Genomic DNA, 20,057 nt, shown 5'->3' on the forward strand with positions numbered 1-20,057 from the left:
CGCACGCCCTGCCCCCCGCTCTACCGCAGGGCGACCCGGGTCCCGGCCGGCGCGAGCCTCCCCGTGCCTTTCGCCCGGCTGCCCGCCGGCGACGCCCTGCTGGGCCTGTGCGAGCGCCGGGCGCTCACGCCGGTCGCCCTCTCGCCCCGGGGCGAGGACATCGGCACGCTCCCGCCCCTGCCCCGCGCCATCAGCGCCTCGGGCAGGCCGGGTCCCTCTGTGCCCAGCAGCAGGAGGGCGCGGGGCAGGGGCGGGAGCGTGCCGATGTCCTCGCCCCGGGGCGAGAGGGCGACCGGCGTGAGCGCCTGGCGCTCGCACAGGCCCAGCAGGTCGTCGCCGGCGGGCAGCCGGGCGAAGGGCACGGTGAGGCTCGCGCCGGCCGAGACCCGGATCGCCTTGCGGTAGAGCGGGTCGCAGGTCGTGCCGTCGAGGAGCACCGCGTCGGCCCCGAAGGCGGCGGCGTTGCGGAACAGGCCGCCGACGTTGTCGTGGTTGGCCAGGCCCACGAGGCCGAGCAGCAGGGCCGGTCCGGCCGGCACCAGGGCGTCGGGCGGAGGATCGAGGCCGCGCAGGCCGACCGCCAGGACGCCGCGATGGATCGGGAAGCCCGCGACCGCCCCCATCACCGCCTTGGAGGCGAGGTAGACCGGGGCGTCGAGGCCGGCCAGCGCCGGCGCCAGCCCGGGCAGGCGCTCGGGCGCGAGCAGCACCGACTCGACCGGGAACCGGGCCCGGGGCGACAGCAGCACGCGCAGCACCACCTCGCCCTCTGCGACGAAGCGGCCCTCCCGCCCGACGAGGTCGCGCTCGCGCATCTGCGCGTAGGGGGCGAGGCGCGGGTCGGCGGGGTCGTCGATCGGGATTGGTGTCATCGCGGCTCGGGGGCGTCGTCAGCCCTTGCGGGCGGCGATGGGATCGGCCTCGGCCTTGGTCGGCACCTTCACCAGGGCCTCGCCGTCGAGCACCGTCTCGCCGCCGACGGCGCAGGTGCAGGTCAGCCGGGCGCGGCGGCGCTCGGGCACCAGCTCCGCCACCTCGACGGTGACGTCCACGGTGTCGCCGATGCGCACCGGTGCGCGGAAGTTGAGGCTCTGGCTGATGTAGATCGCCCCCGGGCCGGGAAGGCGGGTGCCGAGCACCGCCGAGATCAGCCCTGCGGTGTAGAGGCCGTGGGCGATGCGGGTGCCGAAGGGCGTGCGGGCGGCGAAGTGCTCCGAGAGGTGGATCGGGTTGCGGTCGCCGGTGATCTCCGCGAAGCCGACCACGTCCGAGGCCGCGATGGTCTTCGACAGCGTCTCGGACATCCCGACGCTCAGGTCCTCGAAGTAAAGCACGCGCAGTTCGGGCATCATTGGCGTCGCTCCCCCTGAACATTGTGCCGCGGCCGAGGGGCCGGACACCCCGGGTCGCACGGGACAGGGGCGGAAATCCAGTGGCGAAAGGTCGGGGGCGGCGCGCGCCCGGCCTCGCCGCGGCGCCGGGAGCCGCCTGCGGTCGCGCGGAATGCCCCTGCAGACGCGGGAGAATGTCTCCCGGGGGGTCGTTTTTTCTCTACGTCAAGCGGGGCGGATTCGGCGCTTGCGTGCGGTTCATCATTGCGAAGAATTTATTTTATTCGGATCGCTTCCGCATTGCTCAGCCAAGGTATATTAATAAAATTTTAGCGATGTCGTTGCAACAAGAGACGTCTTATTCTGATCGACCATTGGCAGCTTCCATCATGCGTATGTCCCTCAAGAGCAGCCTGACCGGCTTGTTCGGGATCCTCCTGCTGCTGACCCTGGCGCAGGGCGGCGTATCCCTATGGAAGCTCGACTCGATCGAGACCCGCATCGCCAAGCTCGCCGACGACGCGGTGCCCTCGATCAACGAGGCGCACGCGATCAACGCCCTGGTGATACGCGCCCGCCTCTGGCAGTTCCGCTACATCACGGCCGACGGCGAGGCCGAGAAGGAGCTCTCGACCAAGAGCTTCGCCGAGATGGACGCCGCGCTCGGCGAGCGGATGGGGCGCTACCGGACCCTGATCAGCTCTCCCGCGGAGCAGGAGACCTTCGACGCCCTGACGGCGAAGCTCGCCGCGTTCCGGTCCGACTGGGCCCGCCTCAAGGCGCTCCCGAGCCGGGCCGAGGTCGACACTTTCTTTCGCGGCCCGATGAACGCGACCTACCGGGGGGTGATCGACATCACCGGCAAGCTCGTCGGCATCAACACCGCCGCCGGCACCGAGGCGGGCGAGGCTGCCCGGGCCGAGCGGGCGGGCGCCACGCGCACCACCCTGGCGATGTTCGTCGTCTCCGTCCTGATCACCCTCGGGGCGGTGCTGTTCTGCCTGCTGCGCGTCATCCGGCCGATCGGCCGGATGACCGGCGCGATGCGCCGCCTGGCCGAGGGCGACGCCGAGATCGCCATCCCGGGCGCCGCGCGCCGGGACGAGCTCGGCGACATGGCCGGTGCCCTCGCGGTCTTCCGCGACAACCTCGTCCGCACCCGCCGGCTCGAGGAGGAGACCGCGCTCGCCCGGGCCGGGGCCGAGGCGCAGCGCCGGCAGGCGATGCGCGAGATGGCGGACGCCTTCGAGCGGGCGGTCGGCGGCATCGTCGGCGCCGTCACGGCGGCCGCCACCGAGCTGCAGGCCACCGCCCAGACCATGACCGTGACGGCGCAGGAGACCGCCGGCCAGTCGAGCGGCGTCGCCGCCGCCGCCGCCCAGGCGGCCACCAATGTCGGCACGGTCGCCGCCGCCGCCGAGGAGCTGGGCGCGTCCGTCCAGGAGATCGGCCGCCAGGTCGACGGCTCGGCGCGCCTCGCCGGCGCCGCCGTCCGGGAGGCCGGGGAGAGCGCCGCCCAGGTGCGGGCGCTGACCGAGGCCACCGCCCGCATCGGCGACGTGGTCGGGCTGATCTCGTCGATCGCGGCCCAGACCAACCTGCTGGCGCTCAACGCCACGATCGAGGCGGCGCGCGCCGGAGCGGCGGGACGCGGCTTCGCGGTCGTCGCGGCGGAAGTGAAGGAGCTGGCCGGCCAGACCGCGAAGGCGACCGAGGAGATCACGAGCCAGATCGCGGCGATCCAGGCCTCGACCGGCCAGGCGGTCGGCGCGATCAGCGGGATCACGGCGCGGATCGAGGAGATCTCGGGCGTGGCGACGAGCATCGCGGCGGCGGTGGAGGAGCAGGGGGCGGCCACCCAGGAGATCGTCCGCAACGTCTCCCAGGCCGCCGCCGGCACCGGCGAGGTCACGACGGGCATCGCGGGCGTGGCGCGGGCGGCGGACGAGACCGGAGCGGCGGCGGACCAGGTGCTGGGCGCCGCGAGCGAGCTGTCGCGCCAGTCCGAGCACCTCTCGGCCGAGGTCGCCCGCTTCCTCGACACCGTGCGGGCGGCCTGAAAGCCGCACTGGCCTGACGGCCGCGATCCGGGCGGCCCGAAGGCCGCCCGCGGGAGCGCCGCCCCGGGGTCCGGGGCGGCGCTCCGTCAGTTCAGCGCCTGCGGGTCGTCCTCGGTCAGGAAGGCCGCCACCTCGCGGAAGAACTGCATCCGGTTCTTCTCCATCATCACCGTGTGGGTGCCTTCGCCGAGTTCCACGAAGCGCTTGTAGGGCGTGCGGGTGAGCCGGGCGAAATACTCCTGCGCCTGGTAGCTCGGCAGGTCGGCGTCCCACTCGGCGTGGATGATCAGGGTCGGCACCCGGATCTCGCCGGGATCGTAGAGCGCCTTGCCGGCCTGCCAGTACTCCTGCGCATCGGCGACGACCCCGTTCGGCGCCCGCAGGACCGGCGGCGACTGCGCCGCCCCCGCGGCGTCGGTCGCGAAGGTGGCGTCCGCCCATTGCTCGAACCAGCCCGGCGGGATCAGGTCCGCCCGCTTGTCGTCCGGCACGCCCTTGAGCCAGCGGTCCTTCGCGCTCTCCCGGCTGACGGTCCGGTAGGCCCCGAGGGGCCCGCCATTGGCGCCGATGAGCGAGGGCGTGCGCGAGATCCATTGCGGCGCGTAGAGGACGAGGCGGTTGACCCGGTCGTTGTGGGTGCTGGCGTAGAGGCCCATCGTCGAGGTGCCCCAGGACCAGCCCATCAGGTCGATCCGGTCCACCCCGCGCCGCGCGCGGATGAAGTCGACGACCTGGCCGACCACCGCGGCGGCGTCCCGCGTGCGCATGAAGGGCTGGCCGTCCGCGGCCGGGCGGCCCATCGCCGCGGGGCGGCCCGAGAGGCCGTAGCCCGGCAGGTCGACGAGGTAGACGTCGAACCCCAGCCCCGCCAGGTAGTCCATCATCGACAGGCCGCCGAGGGGCAGGTCGAAGGCGGTCGAGGCCGGGTAGGTCGCGCCGTGGACGTAGAGCAGGATGCGGTCGGCGGTGAACCGCTCCGTGCCGGCCGGGCGCTTGTTGCGCACGTAGATCGTGACGCCGTCCTCGCCGCCCGGCAGCCGGAACTCCTCGGTCTGGAGCCGGCCCGGCGCCGGCCGCGCCCCGGCCCCCGGCGCCGCCCCGGCGGGAGCTTGGGCCCCTCCCGCGGGGGCTTGAGCCGCCCCCACGGGGGCGGCCGCGAGCGCGCCGAGGCCGGCGAGCCCGCCCAGCACGCGGCGGCGCGGCATCGGCCCGGGCGGCATCCGTGATGATCCCTGCATGTCGTCCTCCCTGCCGCCTTCGCGGGCGGCTTTCCCCGCCTGCGGCTTTTCCAAGCCGTCCGGCGGACGAGGGACAGTCAAGCCGGTGGGGCAGGGCGGTGCAAGGGCTTACATTCTCCGCCGTCCCTGGCCCGCCGCGCCCGATCGGGGCATAGACGCCCGGTATCCCGCCGCGAGGCCCGCCCCGTGACGTCCGCAGACACCGATCCCGCCCTGCGCACCACGGTGCAGCGCGTTGCCCTGCTCAATCTCGGCTATTTCGGCGTCGAGGCGGCGGTGGCCGTGGCGATCGGCTCGGTCGCCCTCGTGGCCGACAGCGTCGACTTCCTGGAGGATGCGGCGCTCAACCTCCTGATCGTCGCCGGCCTCGGCTGGCGGCCGGCGGCGCGGGCGCGGCTCGGCACGGTCATGGCCGGCATCCTGCTGCTGCCGGGGCTCGCCGCCCTCTGGACCGCCTGGCAGAAGCTCGGCGCCTTCACGGCCCCGGCCCCGGTGCCGCTGACCCTGACGGGCCTGGGGGCGCTCGCGGTCAACCTCGCCTGCGCGCTGATGCTGGCCCGCCACCGGGCCGGACGCGGCAGCCTGACCCGGGCGGCCTTCCTGTCGGCCCGCAACGACGCGGTCGCCAACGTCGCCATCGTGGCGGCCGGGCTCGTCACCGCCGCCACCCTGTCTCCCTGGCCCGACCTCGCGGTCGGCCTCGGCATCGCGGCGATGAACGCCGACGCCGCCCGGGAGATCTGGCAGGCCGCCGCCGCCGAGCGTCGGGCCGCCCGCGAGGCGGCCTGACGCCAGGACCCCCGAGCGGGTCTCGCAGGAGTGGTCGCCGGTTCTGCGACCGGAGCCTGAGCGGGCGAGGCGTCGCCCCGCCACCGCGAGGCTGGTCAGGGCCCCGGTTCCGCTAGGTCGTCCTGCGCACGCTCCGCGTCGCTCCGGATCAGCGCCCGCAGGATCGCGCCGGTGGGGCCGGCGAGAATGTCCGCCAGGGTGTAGCGATCGAGCTCGCGCACGAAGCTCCGCTCCGCCGCGTCCAGGGCGTGCTTCAGCAGGCAGCGCCCGGCGAGCGGGCAGGGGCCGCGCCCGCACTCGACGAGGCAACCGAGCCCCTCGAGCTCCGCCACCACGGCGCCGAGCCGCACGTCCTGCGCCGGCCGCGCCAGGCGCACGCCGCCGGCGCGGCCCTGCCGGGCCTCGATGTAGCCCGCGCCGGTGAGCCCGCGCGCGACCTTCTGGAGGTGGTTCAGCGAGACCCCGAAAGTGCGGGCGACAGCGGGCGTCGTGGTCCAGGCCCCGCCCTCCATCGCTCCGAGATGGAGCAGCAGGCGCAGCGACAGGTCGGTGTAGAGCGAGAGCCGCAGGGCGCCGTCCCTCCTCCGGGGCTGCCCGGGCCGTGCGGGCGCCGTCCCGGCGTCGATGGTCGCGCGGCCGCCCCGGCCCGGGCGGAGAGCGGCGTCCGCGTCAGCGGAAGGGAATCCTACAGCATGTCGGGGGCCGGGAGAAAGCCAGCAGTGCGATCGGATCGCGCCCCGCCGGACCAGCCTCGCGGAACTCGTCGCACCAGAGCGCGGCTCGGCGGCCGATCCATCAAGGAACGGGGGTAATCTGGTAATTTCCATGCTTGTTTGGTTCGGAGCAAAAACGAGCGAACAATAAACATTTGCGAGGGCAGCATATGCCGCTGCGTCCTAGAGAACCCGATGGCGGCTCCGTCGGCAGGAGCGGTCGGCGCGTCTCCGGACATTCGGTCCGGAGGCCCATCTCATCACAGTGGGGCGACCCGTGCCGCGCTTCTTCTTCGACATCAACGACCACGATCTGTCACACCAGGACGAAGAGGGCAGCGAGTGGCCGAGCCGCGACGCCGCCCGGGCCCATGCCATGCGGATCCTGGCCGACATCGCCCGCGACGAGGCCCGCCGCCAGGACCGGCTGCACCTGTTCGTCACCATCCGCGACCAATACCGGGCCGTCCTCGCCATCGCGTCCCTGGCCGTCGCCTGCACCTGGCTCGACTGACCGCCCCGATGGCCCCCGGGGACGCCGGCCGGGCCGACGCGGGCTCGCGCCCCCGGCGGAAGGGGCCATCGCGCAGGGTCACGGAAGGGATGTCCTGAGGCATGTCAGTCGATGACGCAGGGAAGCAGAAGATTTTAAGTGTAACTTAAAAGTCATGCTCCAATCATCGGGGAGGCCTGGCCGACGTCGCAAGGGCAAGCTCTCCGGATCATGATGAAGCTCAGGATCTTCACCTTCGTCGCCGCTCTGATCGGCGTGTCCGCCGCATCGGCGCAGGCCGACATCTCCGCGCTCAAGGCGCTCTACCGGCGCCCGGCCAGCATCCCGTTCCCCGAGAGCGCCCCGTACTCGCCGCAGGTCGCGACCCTGGGCAAGATGCTGTTCTTCGATCCGCGCCTGAGCGGGATGCAGAACCTGAGCTGCGCGAGCTGCCACAACCCGTCCTTCGGCTACGAGGTGCCGGTGCCGGGCGCCATCGGGGCGACCAACACGCCGCTGGGGCGCAAGGCGCCGACCATCCTCAACGCCGCCTGGATGCCGGTGCTGTTCTGGGACGGCCGCGCGCAGAGCCTCGAGGCGCAGGCGCAGGGCCCGATCACCGCTGCCGTCGAGATGAACGGCAAGTTCCCGGAGATCGTCGGCCGGCTGAAGGCCATCCCGGACTACGCGACGCAGTTCCGCCGCCTTTTTCCCGATTCCGGCGTGAGCCGGGAAACCCTGCTGACCGCGGTCGCGACCTACGAGCGCACGGTGGTGGCGGGCTGGGCGCCGTTCGACCGCTGGATCGAGGGCAACGAGGAGGCGATCACGCCGGCGGCCAAGCGCGGCTTCGCGCTGTTCAACGGCAAGGCCGGGTGCGCCGCCTGCCACACCGGCTGGAACTTCACCGACAACAAGTTCCACGATCTCGGCATCCCGACGAAGGACATCGGGCGTGCGCAGATCGAGCCGGACAACCCGATGGCGCGCCACGCCTTCAAGACCCCGGGCCTGCGCAACCTCACCTACCGGGCGCCCTTCGGGCATGCCGGCCAGTTCGCCGATCTCGACGCCATCCTGGCCTTCTACGAGGGCGGCGGTCTCGACCGGCCGTCGAAATCACCCCTGATGCGGCGCCTCGACCTGAGCCGGAGCGAGCGGGAGGACCTCGTCGCCTTCCTGCGCTCGCTGACCGCCGAGCAGACCGAGACGGCCCTGCCCAACCTGCCGAACTAAGTGCACCTCACAAGACTGCCGCTGCCACAGCATGCCACGACGACGGTCGGAAGTTTTGTGAGAGACACTCAGCAGACCTGTATCGGCAGGCCAACGCTTCGTCCGCTCAAGCGTCCGTCTTGCTGCAGGTTCTCGTCGCAAGATCGACGGCCGCTGCGGCGACGTCGAGGGAGGATCGCGCCGGCGCTTCCTCCCTCCGTCCCCGTTCGGTCGCCCTGATGCCGCCGCCGCGGCCCCTCTCCCACGGACGCGTTCATGTCGATCAGAACCAAGCTCCTCCTGCCGCTCATCGGCTTCCTCGTCGCCGGGGGCGTTCTCGCAGCTCTCGTCGGCTGGCAGGGCATCGCCGCTGTCGGCCGCCTCGGCACCGTCTCGAGCCTCAGCCTCGCGTCCGGCATCGCCGGCGAGGAGGCGCGCGAGCGCTTCGGGCGGGCCGAGCGGATCCTCGCCCGCGTCCTCGCGATGACCGACTTCCTCGACCAGGGGGCGGTCGAGACCGGCTTCCGGGGGGAGACCGCCGGCCTCGCGGCCGCCCTCGATCGTCTCGCCGCCGCGGCGCAGTCCGAGGAGGTCGGCGGCCTCGTGCGCGACGCCCGGGCCGAGACGGCGCGCTGGCAGGGCGATGCCGAGATTCTTCTCGGCCTGCGCAAGGCCCGGGAGGTGCCGACCCAGGAGGCGATGAGCCGGCGCAGCATCGCCCTGCGGCAGAGCCTCGACGTGGTGCGCAACGCCGTCCACCGCGACGCGGAGGTGCGGGCCGCCGCGACCCGGGCGGACCTCGAGCGGGAGCTCGCCCTCGTGCTGGCGGCCGGCGGCGTCCTGGCGGCCGGCGGCATCCTGGCGGCGGTCCTGATCGCCCGCAGCGTCTCGCGCCCCCTCGTCCGCCTCGTGGCCGATGCCAGCCGGCTGGCGGCCGGCGACATCTCGGTGCAGTTCGTCGGGCTGGAGCGCCGCGACGAGGTCGGGGCCGTGGCCCGGGCCGTCGCGGGCTTTCGCGACGGCATGGTCGAGCGGGCGTCGCTCGCCGCCTCCAACGCCGAGCAGGACCTGCTCCTGGAGCGCGGGCGGCGGGTCGAGGCGCAGATCCGGGCCTTCGAGGAGGCGGTGCGCGCGGCCCTGGACCAGGTCGACGCCACCGTCGCCACCATGGCGGGTTCGGCCGACCGGCTCGGCGCCGTGACCCGGGAGATCGAGCAGGAGGCGGTGGGCGCCGCCGGCACCTCCGAGCGGACCCGGACCCACGTCGAGGGCGTGGCGCAGGCGACCGCGGCGCTGACCCAGGCGGTGACGGCGGTGGGCCGGCACAGCGACGAGACGGTGCAGCGGGTGGCCCAGGCGAACGCCCAGGTGGGTGCTGCGGACGGCAGCGTCGCGGGCCTCGCCCAGGCGGCGCAGCGCATCGGCGACGTGGTGGCGCTGATCTCCTCGATCGCCAGCCAGACCAACCTTCTGGCGCTCAACGCCACGATCGAGGCGGCCCGGGCGGGTGCCGCCGGTCGCGGCTTCGCGGTGGTGGCGGCCGAGGTCAAGGAGCTCGCCGGGCAGACCGCGAGGGCGACCGAGGAGATCGCCCGTCAGGTCGCCGGCATCCAGTCCGCCACCGAGGGCGCCGTCGCGGTGATCCGCGGCATCGGCGGCGCCGTCGACGCGATCGAGGCGATCGCCGGCGAGACCGCTCGCGCCGTCGCGGAGCAGCGCCGCGTTGCGGACGAGATCGGCCGGAGCGCCGAGGCCGCCGCCGGCCTCACCGCCGAGACCGACCGGAGCATCGACGGGACGGCGGAGGGCCTGCGCGGGACCGTGGCGGCGATTGCCGGGGTCGGGCAGGCTGCGGCGGCGGTGCACGCCGAGACGGCCCGCCTGCGCCGGACCGTGCACGACTTCGTCGGCCGCGTTTCGGCGGCCTGACGCGTTCCGTTCCCGTGATGCGGTGCAAACCGTCGCGCCCCGAAACTGGGCCTCGCGACGGTACGTTACTCCCGCGCTTTTAACTTGTGTTGGTAAGCGAGGCGACGTGACGGACCGGCCGATCGAGGACTACGCCATCATCGGCGATACCTGCACGACGGCGCTCGTCGCCCGCGACGGATCGATCGACTGGCTGTGCTGGCCCTGCCACGACAGCCCGGCCGTGTTCCTGCGCCTCCTCGACGAGGACCGGGGCGGCGCCTGCGACCTCGTCCTCGAGTCCTTGCGCGAGATGCGCCGCTGCTACCGGCCCGGCACCACCATCCTGGAGACCACCTTCGTCACCGCGACCGGCACCCTGCGCCTCACCGACTTCATGCCGCTGCACCCGCTGGACGAGGTGCCGGACGAGGGACCGGACGGCGCCCCGCACGGCCGGATCGTGCGCCTCGTCGCCTGCGAGGCGGGCGAGGTCGCAGGCCGCTTCCGGGTGCGCCCGACCTTCGACTACGCCCGGGACGCGGCCGCCCTCGAGGCGCGGGAGGACGGGACGGTGCTGTGCCGGCGCCGGAGCAGGGCCGGAGCGGGCAGTCCGGAGGGGGTGCGGGTTGCGGCCTCGCTGCCGCTCGCGATCACCGGCGACCGGGTCGAGGCGGCGTTCTCCCTGCGGGCCGGGGAGGGGGCGTCCCTGGTCCTCGCCCACCGGGAGGACGACGACGGCGACCTGTCGAACGCCGCGGCGAGCCTCGCGGCGACGCAGGCCTACTGGGAGGAGTGGTCCGGGCGCTGCACCTATGCCGGGCCCCACCGGGAGATGGTGCTGCGCAGTGCCCTGGTGCTGAAGCTCCTGACCCACGCGCCCTCGGGCGGGATCATCGCGGCCGCCACCACCAGCCTGCCGGAGGCGGTGCCGGGCACCCGCAACTTCGACTACCGCTACGTCTGGATGCGGGACGCGAGCTTCACCGTCACGGCCTTCGTCAACCTCGGCTACGTCCGCGAGGCAGCGGAGTTCCTGCGCTTCCTGCGCGACGCCGACCAGACCCGCGGCCGCGACCTGAAGCTCATGTACGGCATCAACGGCCGCGTGCCGGAGGAGGAGATCCTCGATCACCTGCGCGGCTGGCGCGGGGTCTCGCCGGTGCGGATCGGCAACGCGGCCTCCGACCAGCACCAGTACGACATCTACGGCGAGTTCCTGGTGGCGCTCCACGCCTTCCTCGACGCCGTCGACTACGACCCGCCGGTCAAGGTCAACGACCACTTGGCCGAGGCGCTGGGGCACCTCACCGACCACGTCATCCGCTGCCGCCACGAGTCCGACCACGGCATCTGGGAGCTGCGCGACGAGACGCGCCAGATCCTGCACACCAAGGGCATGCTCTGGGTCGCCCTCGACCGGGCGGTCCAGATCGCGCAGGCCGTGGACGTGGCGAGCCCGGAGCGGGTCGAGGAATGGCGCCGGATCGCCGCCGAGATCCGGGCCGAGTACCACGAGAAGGGCTGGAGCGAGCGGGTCGGGGCCTACACCCAAGCTTACGGCTCGGACGACCTCGACGCCGCGGTCCTGCGCACGGTGCTGTTCGGCGCCTTCGACGCCCACTCGCCCCGGGTCGCCGCGACCCTCGACGCGGTGAGTGCCGGGCTCGGCGACGGCGACCTGCTGTACCGCTACCGCAACGGCGACGGCTTCGAGCACCCGGAGGCGACCTTCGCGGCCTGCGCGTTCTGGCGCGTCGGCTGCCTGGCGCTCGCCGGGCGCACGCAGGAGGCCGAGCCGCTCTTCGCCCGCCTTCTGGCGCGAGGCAACGACCTCGGGCTGTTCGCCGAGGAGATCGACGCCGCCACCGGCGAGCAGCGCGGCAACGTCCCGCAGGGCTTCACCCACATGGCGATCATCAACCACGCGGTGCGCCTCGACCGGGCGGCGCGCCACCGCGAGGCCAAGACCGACGAGCCCTGCCAGTGGGCGGTGGGGGCCTGAGCGGCGGAGGAACTTGGCGCGCAGGGGTGGGCACCGCAGCCTGAATTTGCTCTAAGGCTCGGACGGGCACCCCCTGGGCGTCCCGACCGATCCGAAGCCTCCTTCTTGCGGGAAACCTGTCGTGGCGGGCGAGCCGTTCTACATCACCACCGCCATCTCGTACCCCAACGGGGTGCCGCATATCGGGCACGCCTACGAGGTGATCGCCGCCGACGCCATCGCGCGCTTCAAGCGCCTCGACGGCTACGACGTGTTCTTCACCACCGGCACCGACGAGCACGGCCTCAAGATCCAGCAGACCGCCGCCAAGGCCGGGATCAGCCCGCGCGCCTTCGTCGACGACATGGCGCCGCGCTTCCGCGCCATGGCCGAGCGGCTCGACTGCTCATTCGACCGCTTCATCCGCACCACCGACGCCGACCACATCGCCTCGTCGCAGGCGCTGTGGCGCCGGATGGAGGAGAACGGCGACATCTATCTCGCCAAGTATGCCGGCTGGTACTCGGTGCGCGACGAGGCCTATTACGACGAGGCCGAGCTCGTCACCGCCCCCGACGGCAGCCGCCGGGCGGAGAAGACCGGCACGCCCGTCGAGTGGGTCGAGGAGGAGAGCTACTTCTTCCGGCTCTCGGCCTATGCCGAGCGCCTGCTCGCCCATTACGAGGCCCATCCGGACTTCATCGGCCCCGACACCCGCCGCAACGAGGTGGTGAGCTTCGTGCGCTCCGGCCTGCAGGACCTGTCGGTCAGCCGCACCACCTTCGACTGGGGCGTGCCGGTGCCGGGCAACCCGGCCCACGTGATGTACGTCTGGGTCGACGCGCTGACGAACTACATCACGTCCTGCGGCTTTCCGGACGAGGCCGACCCGCGCTGGCGCCATTGGCCGGCGGATCTCCACGTCATCGGCAAGGACATCATCCGCTTCCACGCGGTGTACTGGCCGGCCTTCCTGATGTCGGCCGGGCTGCCGGTCCCGAGGCGCGTCTTCGGCCACGGCTTCCTGCTCAACAAGGGCGAGAAGATGTCGAAGTCGGTCGGCAACGTCGTCGACCCGGTGGGCCTCGCCGACACCTACGGCGTCGATCCCTTACGCTACTTCGTGCTGCGCGAGGTGCCGTTCGGTCAGGACGGCAGCTACTCGCACGAGGCGATCGTCAACCGGCTCAACGCCGACCTCGCCAACGACCTCGGCAACCTCGCCCAGCGCTCGCTGACCATGATCGCCCGCAATTGCGGCGGCCAGGTTCCCAAGTCCTCCTCGACACCGTCCGGCGAGCCGTCCGCCGCCGACCGGGCGCTCCTCGCGCTCGCCGACGCGCTGCCCGAGAAGGCGAGGGCGCTGATGCAGGACCTCGCCCTGCACGCGGTGCTGGCCGAGATCTGGGCCGTGGTGGCGGAGGCCAACCGCTACTTCGCCGGCCAGGAGCCCTGGACCCTGCGCAAGACCGACCCGGCCCGGATGGAGGCGGTTCTGTACACGACCGCCGAGGTGCTGCGGGCGGTCGGCATCCTGGTCCAGCCGTTCATCCCGACCGCCGCGGCCCGGCTCCTTGACCTGCTGGCGGTCCCGGTCGAGGCCCGGACCCTCGCCGATGTCGGTCCGGGCCGGCGGCTCGTGCCCGGCTCAGGCCTGCCGGCGCCGAGCCCGATCTTCCCGCGCTACGTGGAGCCGGACGCCTGATGCTGGTCGACAGCCACTGCCACCTCGACTCGCCCGGCCTCGCCGAGCGCCTGCCCGAGGTGCTGGCCCGGGCGAAGGCGGCCGGGATCGACCGCATGGTGACGATCTCGACCCGGGTGCGCCGGTTCGAGACCTACCGGGCCTTGAGCGAGGCTCACCCGGAGGTTCTGTTCACCGTCGGCACCCACCCGCACCAGGCGGGCGAGGAGCCGGACGTGCCGGCCGACGAGATCGTCGCCCTGTCGCGCCACCCGCGCTGCGTCGGCATCGGCGAGGCGGGGCTCGACTACCACTACGACTACGCGCCGCGGGACGTGCAGCAGAAGGTCTTCCGCACCCACATCGCGGCTTCGCGGGAGAGCGGGCTGCCGCTCGTCATCCACGCCCGCGAGGCGGACGAGGACGTGGCGAATATCCTGACCGAGGAGATGGCGCGCGGCGCATTCCGCGCGGTGCTGCACTGCTTCTCGTCGGGGCGGCGCCTCGCCGAGGTCGGGGTCGAGCTCGGCCTGTTCGTATCGTTCTCTGGCATCGTCACGTTCCGCAACTCGGACGAGATCCGGGCGATCGCGGCCTCTGTGCCGCGCGACCGCCTGCTGGTCGAGACCGACGCGCCCTACCTCACGCCGGTGCCGCACCGGGGCCGCCCGAACGAGCCGGCCTTCGTCGCCGACACCGCCCGGGTGCTGGCCGAGACCGTGGGCCTCTCGCCCGACGACCTCGCGCGGCTCACCACCGACAACTTCTACCGCCTGTTCGACAAGGCCGCCGTCCATCGCTGAGGGTTCCTCATCCATGCCGACCCTGACCCTTCGCATCCTGGGCTGCGGCTCCTCGGGCGGCGTGCCCCGGGTCGGGTACGGCTGGGGCGCCTGCGATCCGTCCGACCGCAAGAACCGGCGCCGGCGCTGCTCGCTGCTGGTCGAGCGCCGGGAGGCTGAAGGAGAGGCGACCGCCGTCCTGGTCGACACCTCGCCGGACCTGCGCGAGCAGCTCCTCGACGCCGAGGTGAAGCGCCTCGACGGGATCCTGTTCACCCATTCCCACGCCGATCACACCCACGGCATCGACGACGTGCGCCCGCTGGTGATCCACATGCGCCGGCGCATCCCGGTCCACGCCGACGCCCCGACCTCCGAGCTTTTGCGGAGCCGCTTCGCCTACTGCTTCACCTCGCGCCCGGGCAGCCTCTACCCGCCGATCCTCGACCTGCACGCCCTCGAGACCGGCGCGCCCGTGACCGTCGAGGGGCCGGGCGGCCCCGTGTCGGCCACCGCCTTCGCGATGGAGCACGGCCCCGAGCAGGCCCTCGGCTTCCGCTTCGCCGACGCCGCCTACGCCCCGGACGTCAGCGTGATGCCGGAGGCCGCCAAGGCGTCCTTGCGCAACCTCGACCTCCTGATCATCGACGCCCTGCGCGACTCACCCCATCCCACCCACTTCTCGGTGTCGGACGCCCTGGCGCTGATCGAGGAGGTGAGCCCGCGCCGGGCCATCCTGACCAACCTCCACACCGACCTCGACTACGAGGCCTTGAGCCGGCGCCTGCCGCCCGGGGTGGTGCCGGCCTATGACGGTCTCACGGTCGAGGTCGACGGCTGATTCCGTCCGTTCGCGGCGAGCGCCGCCGGGCGCCGGCCCCTACGCGCCGGCCGCTGTCGCTGCCGGAGGTGTGAGGTGCACCGCGAGCCAGACCGTCGCCTCGTCGGGGCTCGTCCACTCGACCCGGTGGCGCAGATGCGCCGGGATCAGCAGGTGGTCGCCGGGCGCGAGCCGCCGCGCCTCCGACTCGCCGTCCAGGCGCAAGGTCGCGGCGCCGGCGAGCAGCACGACCCACTCGTCCCAGGGCTGATCGTACCAGAAGCCCGGCCGGCTGGCCTGACCGGTCGAGACGATCCGCTCGATGCGGGCCTGCGGGGCCTGCGCCAGGATGTCGACCACCTCGTCGGCCTGAGGCGTGGCGGGCAGGCCGGCGAAGAGGTTGGCGGTCGGCGGGGGCGCGCTCCGCCCGGCGTTGCTCGTCATGGCAGTCTCATGGCGCGTCCGGCATCGCGGCGGGGTCGCGGGCACATTGGCGAGGGTCGTCCGTCGACCGCCAGATCATGGGAGATCCCTCAGCGTCTCGACGGCTGCCGGCTCCGTAACCGACGGCTCGTTCGGGACGCTCGGACATGCCACCATCATGCATCCGATTCGCGCAGGCGAGAAGGAAAACGGGAGCGCTGCGGGCCCATCGCGCCCCGCCTCGACGCCCCGGACCGGTCCTTATGTTCCATAAGATACCTTATGCGAATCGCGGCTAGGGGTGTAGCGCGAGAATGTCCCACCTGGGCCAAGTCGGCATGGCACACTCCCCGCTTGCAGCGCGCGGGAGATCGCCATGGGGCGGGTCCTGATGAGCGAGCGCGATGGGTCGAGGGGCTGCAAGCGGGTCGGCGGACCGTGACCGCCGCAGCCCAGGCCCTCGACGGCTGAGGTCGCGCGGGTCATCCGGGGCCCGACAGGATCGATCATGCCCGGTGCCCCGAGGCCGATGCCGGTTCGCGCGTCGCGCGGACGTGGCGCGGCTGCCCGCTCCGGCATCGCCCGGCCTGACGCGGATCACGTCCTTCCGGGAGCCCGGAAAGGCCGTGCCGGCGCAAGGATCACGGCGCGAAGAGGATCACCGCGGCCCGCCACCCCGGCGCATGGCGATCTCCTGGCCCTCCTGCTGGATGGCGCCCGACGGAGCCAGGCTCTCGTTCGGGATCGGGGTCATGCCCTCGTGCGCGGTGCGCGAATCCGGCCGGCTGGCGGATGGGTCGCCCGCCTTCCGGCGCAGCGCCAGGGCGCGCCGGGCATGCGAGACGAGCGTGTCGCGGGCCTCGGCGGCGCGGCGGCGCTCCCGCTCCTTGTTGGCGCGCTTGACCGCCGAGCCGAGCAAGGCCGCCTTCTGCCGCGAGCCGGTGTCGTCAGCCGCGGGCCGCGCCCCCGAGGGCGCGGCCCGGCCGCGGATCTCGCGGCGCTGGCGGTGCGCGATGCTGCGGGCCCGGTCCCGGCGCTCGCGCAGGCGGTGGATCAGGTCGTCGAGGTCCCGGTCGGCGACGCCCTGGATCCGGGGATGATGCGACTGGCCGACGAGCTCGGCCTCGTCGGCGGTCAGCAGGCGGGCTTCCTGGCGGCTCGAGATGGTCAAGGGCTGCTCCGTCACGAGATGGCGGGGTGCTGCAGTCCGGGGCGTCACCGTGCCTTCGGCTCGCTCCGTCCTCGCCCAAGGGAAGACCGTGCTACGGCTCTTGTTCCTCCCCGAGGATCACGAATAAATCGCGATTGTTCCTGGATTAAGTCGCGGATCGCGACTGCCGCCCCAAGTCTCGGTCTGGGCGCGGTCGTCGGGTCCTCGACCGCCTGGGGCGAATGCCAGGGCAGCCACGGCATCGTCCCGGGACGAGCCGGGCGCCGGCCCCGTCGCCCCGCCTACGCGCCGCCGAGGCCGTCGAGCGCCCGCATCGCGTCGTCCGGCAGCGCCAGATCCGCGGCGGCTAGGTTCTCGCGCAGGTGCCCCCGCGAGGACGTGCCGGGGATCAGCAGGAGGTTGGGCGACCGGCGCAGGAGCCAGGCCAGCGCCACCTGCATCGGCGTCGCCCCCAGCTTCTGGGCGACCTCCGACAGGCCCTGCGACTGGATCGGGCTGAAGCCGCCCAGCGGGAAGAACGGCACGTAGGCGGTGCCGGCCGCCGCGAGGTCGTCGATGAGCGCGTCGTCGGCACGGTGGACGAGGTTGTAGTGGTTCTGGACGCAGACGATCTCGGCGATCGACCGTCCCTCCGCGACCTGCGCGGCGGTCACGTTGCTGAGCCCGATGTGGCGGATCAGCCCCTGGCGCTGGAAGTCGGCCAGCACGGACAGCGGCGCCGCGATCGAGCCCTCGGCCGGCCCGTGCACGCTGAACATCGCCCGCAGGTTGACGACGTCGAGCACGTCCCGCCCGAGGTTGCGCAGGTTGTCGTGCACCGCCGCCTCTAGCTCCCCGGCGGAGAAGGCCGGGATCCACGACGCGTCCGTGCCGCGCCTGGCGCCGACCTTGGTGACGATCACGAGGTCGTCCGGGTACGGGTGCAGCGCCTCGCGGATGATCTGGTTGGTGACATGGGGGCCGTAGAAGTCGCTGGTGTCGATGTGGTTCACCCCGCGCGCGACCGCCTCGCGCAGCACGGCGACGGCCTCCGCCCGGTCCTTCGGCGGCCCGTACACCCCCGGGCCGGCGAGCTGCATCGCGCCGTAGCCCAGGCGCCCCACGCTCCGGCCGCCGAGGGTCCAGGTTCCCGCCGTTCCGATCTCGCTCATGATCCGTCTCCTCGATGGATGCCCCGGATCTAGCCGCCGGCTCCGCGTGTGATAAGCCGGTGCAATCTGGACAGGGTGTGCGGAACGGCGAACAATGGCGGCGGATCTGGGCGACCTCGCCGCCTTCGTGGCGGTGGCCGAGGCGGGCGGCTTTCGCGAGGGGGCCCGCACCAGCGGCACCAGCGCGTCGTCCTTGAGCGAGGCGGTGCGGCGGCTGGAGGCGGGGTTCGGCGTCCGCCTCCTCAACCGGACGACGCGCAGCGTCGCGCCGACCGAGGCCGGAGCACGCCTTCTCGAGCGGCTCAAGCCCGCGCTCGACGAGGTCGCGGCTGCCCTCGACGTGGTGAACGGCTTTCGCGACCGGCCGGCCGGCCGGTTGCGGCTCAACGTGCCGGTGAGCGCGGCGCGCCTGGTGCTGCCTCGAATCGTCCCGCCCTTCCTCGCCGCCTATCCGGACATCCACCTCGACGTGGTCGCCGAGGACGGGTTCGTCGACGTGCTGGCGGCGGGCTGCGATGCCGGCATCCGCTACGAGGAGCGGCTGGAGCCCGACATGATCGCGGTGCCGATCGGCCCGCGCGAGCAGCGCTACGCCACCGCCGCGGCGCCGGCCTATCTCGACCGGCGCGGGCGCCCGCAGCACCCGCGCGACCTCCTCGACCACGCCTGCCTGCGCGGCCGCTTCGCCAGCGGCGCGATGACGGAGTGGGAGTTCGAGCGCGACGGCGAGACCGTGCGGGTCGAGCCGGGCGGCCCGCTCACCGTGCGGGTCGGCACCGCCACCGACCTCGCGGTCGAGGCGGCGCTCGCGGGCACCGGCATCGTCAGCCTGTTCGAGGACTGGCTGCGCCCGCACCTCGACAGTGGCGCCCTGGAGCCGGTCCTCGAGCCGTGGTGGCCGCGGTTCCCGGGGCCGTTCCTGTACTATCCGGGCCGGCGCTACCTGCCGGCGCCGCTCCGGGCCTTCGTCGATTTCGTCGGGTCGCACCGCGCCTGAGCGCCCTGCCCCGCACCTCTCACGCCGGCCGGTCCCGCCCCTCCGTCTCGCGGGCGAGCGCGTCCACCACCGCGACGATGCCGGCCTCGTCCGCCGCGTCCCCGCCGTCGCCCCGCGCCGCCGCGTGGGCGGCGCGCTGGTGATCGGCGCTGGTGCCGTCGCGGGCGATGCGGCGGGCCTCGTCGAGGGCTTGCCCGCAGCCCAGGGCCGCGGCGTCCTCGGCCACCAGCGCCAGCACGGCCTCGAGGGCCTCGCCGAACGGCACCGCCCGGCCGGCCTCGGCGTCGATCAGCGCGGCGCGGATCCCGTCGCGCTGGGCCCGCCACAGGTTCTCGCGGATGACCGCACGGGCCACCCCGTCGAGGCCCGCGTTCAGCTCCGGCCGGCGCTCGGCGGCGCGCACGAGGCAGCGATAGAGGCCGGCGATCGCCACCGCGTCGTCGACCCGGGTGCAGCTGTCGGCGATGCGCAGCTCGAGCGTCGGGTAGCGGATCGAGGGCCGCAGGTGCCACCACAGGAAGCTCGCATCCTCGATCGCCCCGGCCCGCGTCATCACCGCGACGTAGCGCTCGAACTCCGCCTGGCTCGCGAAGAGGTCGGGCAGGCCGGTGCGCGGCATCTCGCCGAAGACGCTGAGCCGGTAGCCGCACAGGCCCGTGTCCCGCCCCTGCCAGAACGGCGAGGAGACCGAGAGCGCGAGGAGCGCCGGCAGGAACGGCAGCAGCCGGTTCATCAGGTCGACCCGGTCGTCGGGCCTCGCCACCTCGACGTGGACGTGCATGCCGCTGACGAGGGTGCGGCGCCCGATCATCCGCACCGCGTCGAGGATGCCGTGGTAGCGCGTCCCGTCGGTCGGGGCCTGCGCGTCCCAGGCGGCGCCCGGATGAGTGCCGGCGCCGAAGACCAGGATCCCGTGCGCCCGCCCGATCTCAGCGAGCCCCCGGCGCAGGGCCGCGAGGCCGGCACGGGCCTCCGCGAGGTCCGTGGCGGGCGGTGTGGCGATCTCGATCTGGCTCTGCAGCAGCTCGCGCTCGGCCGCCGGCAGCAGCGCCTTCGCGGCCGCGTGGAAGCCCCGCACGCCGCGCTGCGGGGTGCCGCGGGTCGCGGCGTCCGCCAGGAAGAACTCCTCCTCGATGCCGAAGCGGTAGGCGGGGCCGGTCATGGGTGAGGTGCCTCCGAAGAGCCAGGGATAGAGCGGCCGGCCACGCGGTCAGCCCCGCGCCGCCAGGATGGCGAGCACGACGAGCGCGAGGACGAGCGCCGCGAGGCCCGCCAGCACCACCGCCCGGTGCGCGCCG

General features: G+C 73.3%; 18 protein-coding genes. 10 read left to right on the forward strand and 8 right to left on the reverse strand.

What is annotated here, in order from left to right; all coding sequences use genetic code 11:
- Window positions 1–20: 20 nt before the first annotated feature.
- Window positions 21–872: a TrmH family RNA methyltransferase gene (locus tag VQ02_RS19310; protein WP_083469315.1), complete on the reverse strand. Its 852-nt coding sequence runs from the start codon at window positions 870–872 to the stop codon at window positions 21–23.
- Between the two features lie 18 nt (window positions 873–890).
- Entirely contained in the window at window positions 891–1,352 is a 462-nt protein-coding gene (croR, locus tag VQ02_RS19315) for a 3-hydroxybutyryl-CoA dehydratase (RefSeq protein WP_048445839.1), read from the reverse strand.
- A gap of 368 nt (window positions 1,353–1,720) precedes the next feature.
- Here croR and VQ02_RS19320 point away from each other — a divergent pair, with 368 nt between their 5' ends.
- Window positions 1,721–3,391 (forward strand): methyl-accepting chemotaxis protein, encoded by a 1,671-nt coding sequence (locus VQ02_RS19320; RefSeq protein WP_048445840.1) that lies wholly within the window; start codon window positions 1,721–1,723, stop codon window positions 3,389–3,391.
- Window positions 3,392–3,477: 86 nt separating this feature from the next.
- Here the strand turns inward: VQ02_RS19320 and VQ02_RS19325 are convergent, their stop codons facing one another.
- The gene (locus VQ02_RS19325) at window positions 3,478–4,629 is read right to left on the reverse strand and encodes an alpha/beta hydrolase (protein WP_083469316.1); all 1,152 of its coding nucleotides are present in this window, start codon (window positions 4,627–4,629) and stop codon (window positions 3,478–3,480) included.
- A 186-nt stretch (window positions 4,630–4,815) separates the two neighbouring features.
- Between VQ02_RS19325 and VQ02_RS19330 the strand changes: the two genes are divergently transcribed.
- Window positions 4,816–5,418, forward strand: a complete 603-nt coding sequence (locus tag VQ02_RS19330; protein ID WP_048445841.1) for a cation efflux transmembrane domain-containing protein — start codon at window positions 4,816–4,818, stop codon at window positions 5,416–5,418.
- Window positions 5,419–5,513: 95 nt separating this feature from the next.
- Here the strand turns inward: VQ02_RS19330 and VQ02_RS39320 are convergent, their stop codons facing one another.
- Window positions 5,514–6,044 carry an RrF2 family transcriptional regulator gene (locus VQ02_RS39320; protein ID WP_342447840.1) on the reverse strand — a complete coding sequence of 177 codons (531 nt, stop codon included), beginning with the start codon at window positions 6,042–6,044 and terminating at the stop codon, window positions 5,514–5,516.
- A gap of 364 nt (window positions 6,045–6,408) precedes the next feature.
- On the opposite strand from VQ02_RS39320, the gene VQ02_RS19340 reads away from it, so the two are divergent.
- From VQ02_RS19340 to VQ02_RS19370, 7 genes are all read left to right on the forward strand, one after another.
- Complete coding sequence (locus VQ02_RS19340) at window positions 6,409–6,645, forward strand: DUF6894 family protein (protein WP_048445842.1); 237 nt, start codon at window positions 6,409–6,411, stop codon at window positions 6,643–6,645.
- Between the two features lie 213 nt (window positions 6,646–6,858).
- Window positions 6,859–7,860 carry a cytochrome-c peroxidase gene (locus VQ02_RS19345; RefSeq protein ID WP_048445843.1) on the forward strand — a complete coding sequence of 334 codons (1,002 nt, stop codon included), beginning with the start codon at window positions 6,859–6,861 and terminating at the stop codon, window positions 7,858–7,860.
- 255 nt (window positions 7,861–8,115) lie between these two features.
- Window positions 8,116–9,768, forward strand: coding sequence for a methyl-accepting chemotaxis protein (locus tag VQ02_RS19350; RefSeq protein WP_048445844.1), 1,653 nt, complete (start codon window positions 8,116–8,118; stop codon window positions 9,766–9,768).
- Between the two features lie 106 nt (window positions 9,769–9,874).
- Complete coding sequence (locus VQ02_RS19355) at window positions 9,875–11,752, forward strand: glycoside hydrolase family 15 protein (RefSeq protein ID WP_048445845.1); 1,878 nt, start codon at window positions 9,875–9,877, stop codon at window positions 11,750–11,752.
- A gap of 121 nt (window positions 11,753–11,873) precedes the next feature.
- Window positions 11,874–13,436 (forward strand): methionine--tRNA ligase, encoded by a 1,563-nt coding sequence (gene metG, locus VQ02_RS19360; protein ID WP_048445846.1) that lies wholly within the window; start codon window positions 11,874–11,876, stop codon window positions 13,434–13,436.
- Complete coding sequence (locus tag VQ02_RS19365; RefSeq protein WP_048445847.1) at window positions 13,436–14,218, forward strand: TatD family hydrolase; 783 nt, start codon at window positions 13,436–13,438, stop codon at window positions 14,216–14,218. The genes metG and VQ02_RS19365 overlap by 1 nt, the downstream gene beginning before the upstream one ends.
- 13 nt (window positions 14,219–14,231) lie before the next feature.
- On the forward strand, window positions 14,232–15,038 hold the full coding sequence (locus VQ02_RS19370) for an MBL fold metallo-hydrolase (RefSeq protein ID WP_048445848.1): 807 nt from the start codon (window positions 14,232–14,234) through the stop codon (window positions 15,036–15,038).
- A 39-nt stretch (window positions 15,039–15,077) separates the two neighbouring features.
- On the opposite strand, the gene VQ02_RS19375 is transcribed toward VQ02_RS19370, so the two are convergent.
- The 3 genes from VQ02_RS19375 to VQ02_RS19385 form a co-directional block, all read right to left on the reverse strand.
- A complete protein-coding gene (locus VQ02_RS19375; protein WP_048445849.1) occupies window positions 15,078–15,461 on the reverse strand; it encodes a cupin domain-containing protein in 384 nt (127 codons plus the stop codon).
- A 637-nt stretch (window positions 15,462–16,098) separates the two neighbouring features.
- Window positions 16,099–16,611 (reverse strand): hypothetical protein, encoded by a 513-nt coding sequence (locus tag VQ02_RS19380; protein WP_048445850.1) that lies wholly within the window; start codon window positions 16,609–16,611, stop codon window positions 16,099–16,101.
- A 281-nt stretch (window positions 16,612–16,892) separates the two neighbouring features.
- Window positions 16,893–17,762, reverse strand: a complete 870-nt coding sequence (locus tag VQ02_RS19385; RefSeq protein ID WP_048445851.1) for an aldo/keto reductase family oxidoreductase — start codon at window positions 17,760–17,762, stop codon at window positions 16,893–16,895.
- 94 nt (window positions 17,763–17,856) lie between these two features.
- Here VQ02_RS19385 and VQ02_RS19390 point away from each other — a divergent pair, with 94 nt between their 5' ends.
- The gene (locus tag VQ02_RS19390; RefSeq protein WP_048445852.1) at window positions 17,857–18,759 is read left to right on the forward strand and encodes a LysR family transcriptional regulator; all 903 of its coding nucleotides are present in this window, start codon (window positions 17,857–17,859) and stop codon (window positions 18,757–18,759) included.
- Window positions 18,760–18,778: 19 nt separating this feature from the next.
- Here VQ02_RS19390 and VQ02_RS19395 read toward each other — a convergent pair whose 3' ends face one another.
- Entirely contained in the window at window positions 18,779–19,921 is a 1,143-nt protein-coding gene (locus tag VQ02_RS19395; protein ID WP_048445853.1) for a carboxylate-amine ligase, read from the reverse strand.
- Window positions 19,922–20,057: the final 136 nt, after the last annotated feature.

Source organism: Methylobacterium variabile, from assembly GCF_001043975.1.
Lineage (GTDB): Bacteria > Pseudomonadota > Alphaproteobacteria > Rhizobiales > Beijerinckiaceae > Methylobacterium > Methylobacterium variabile.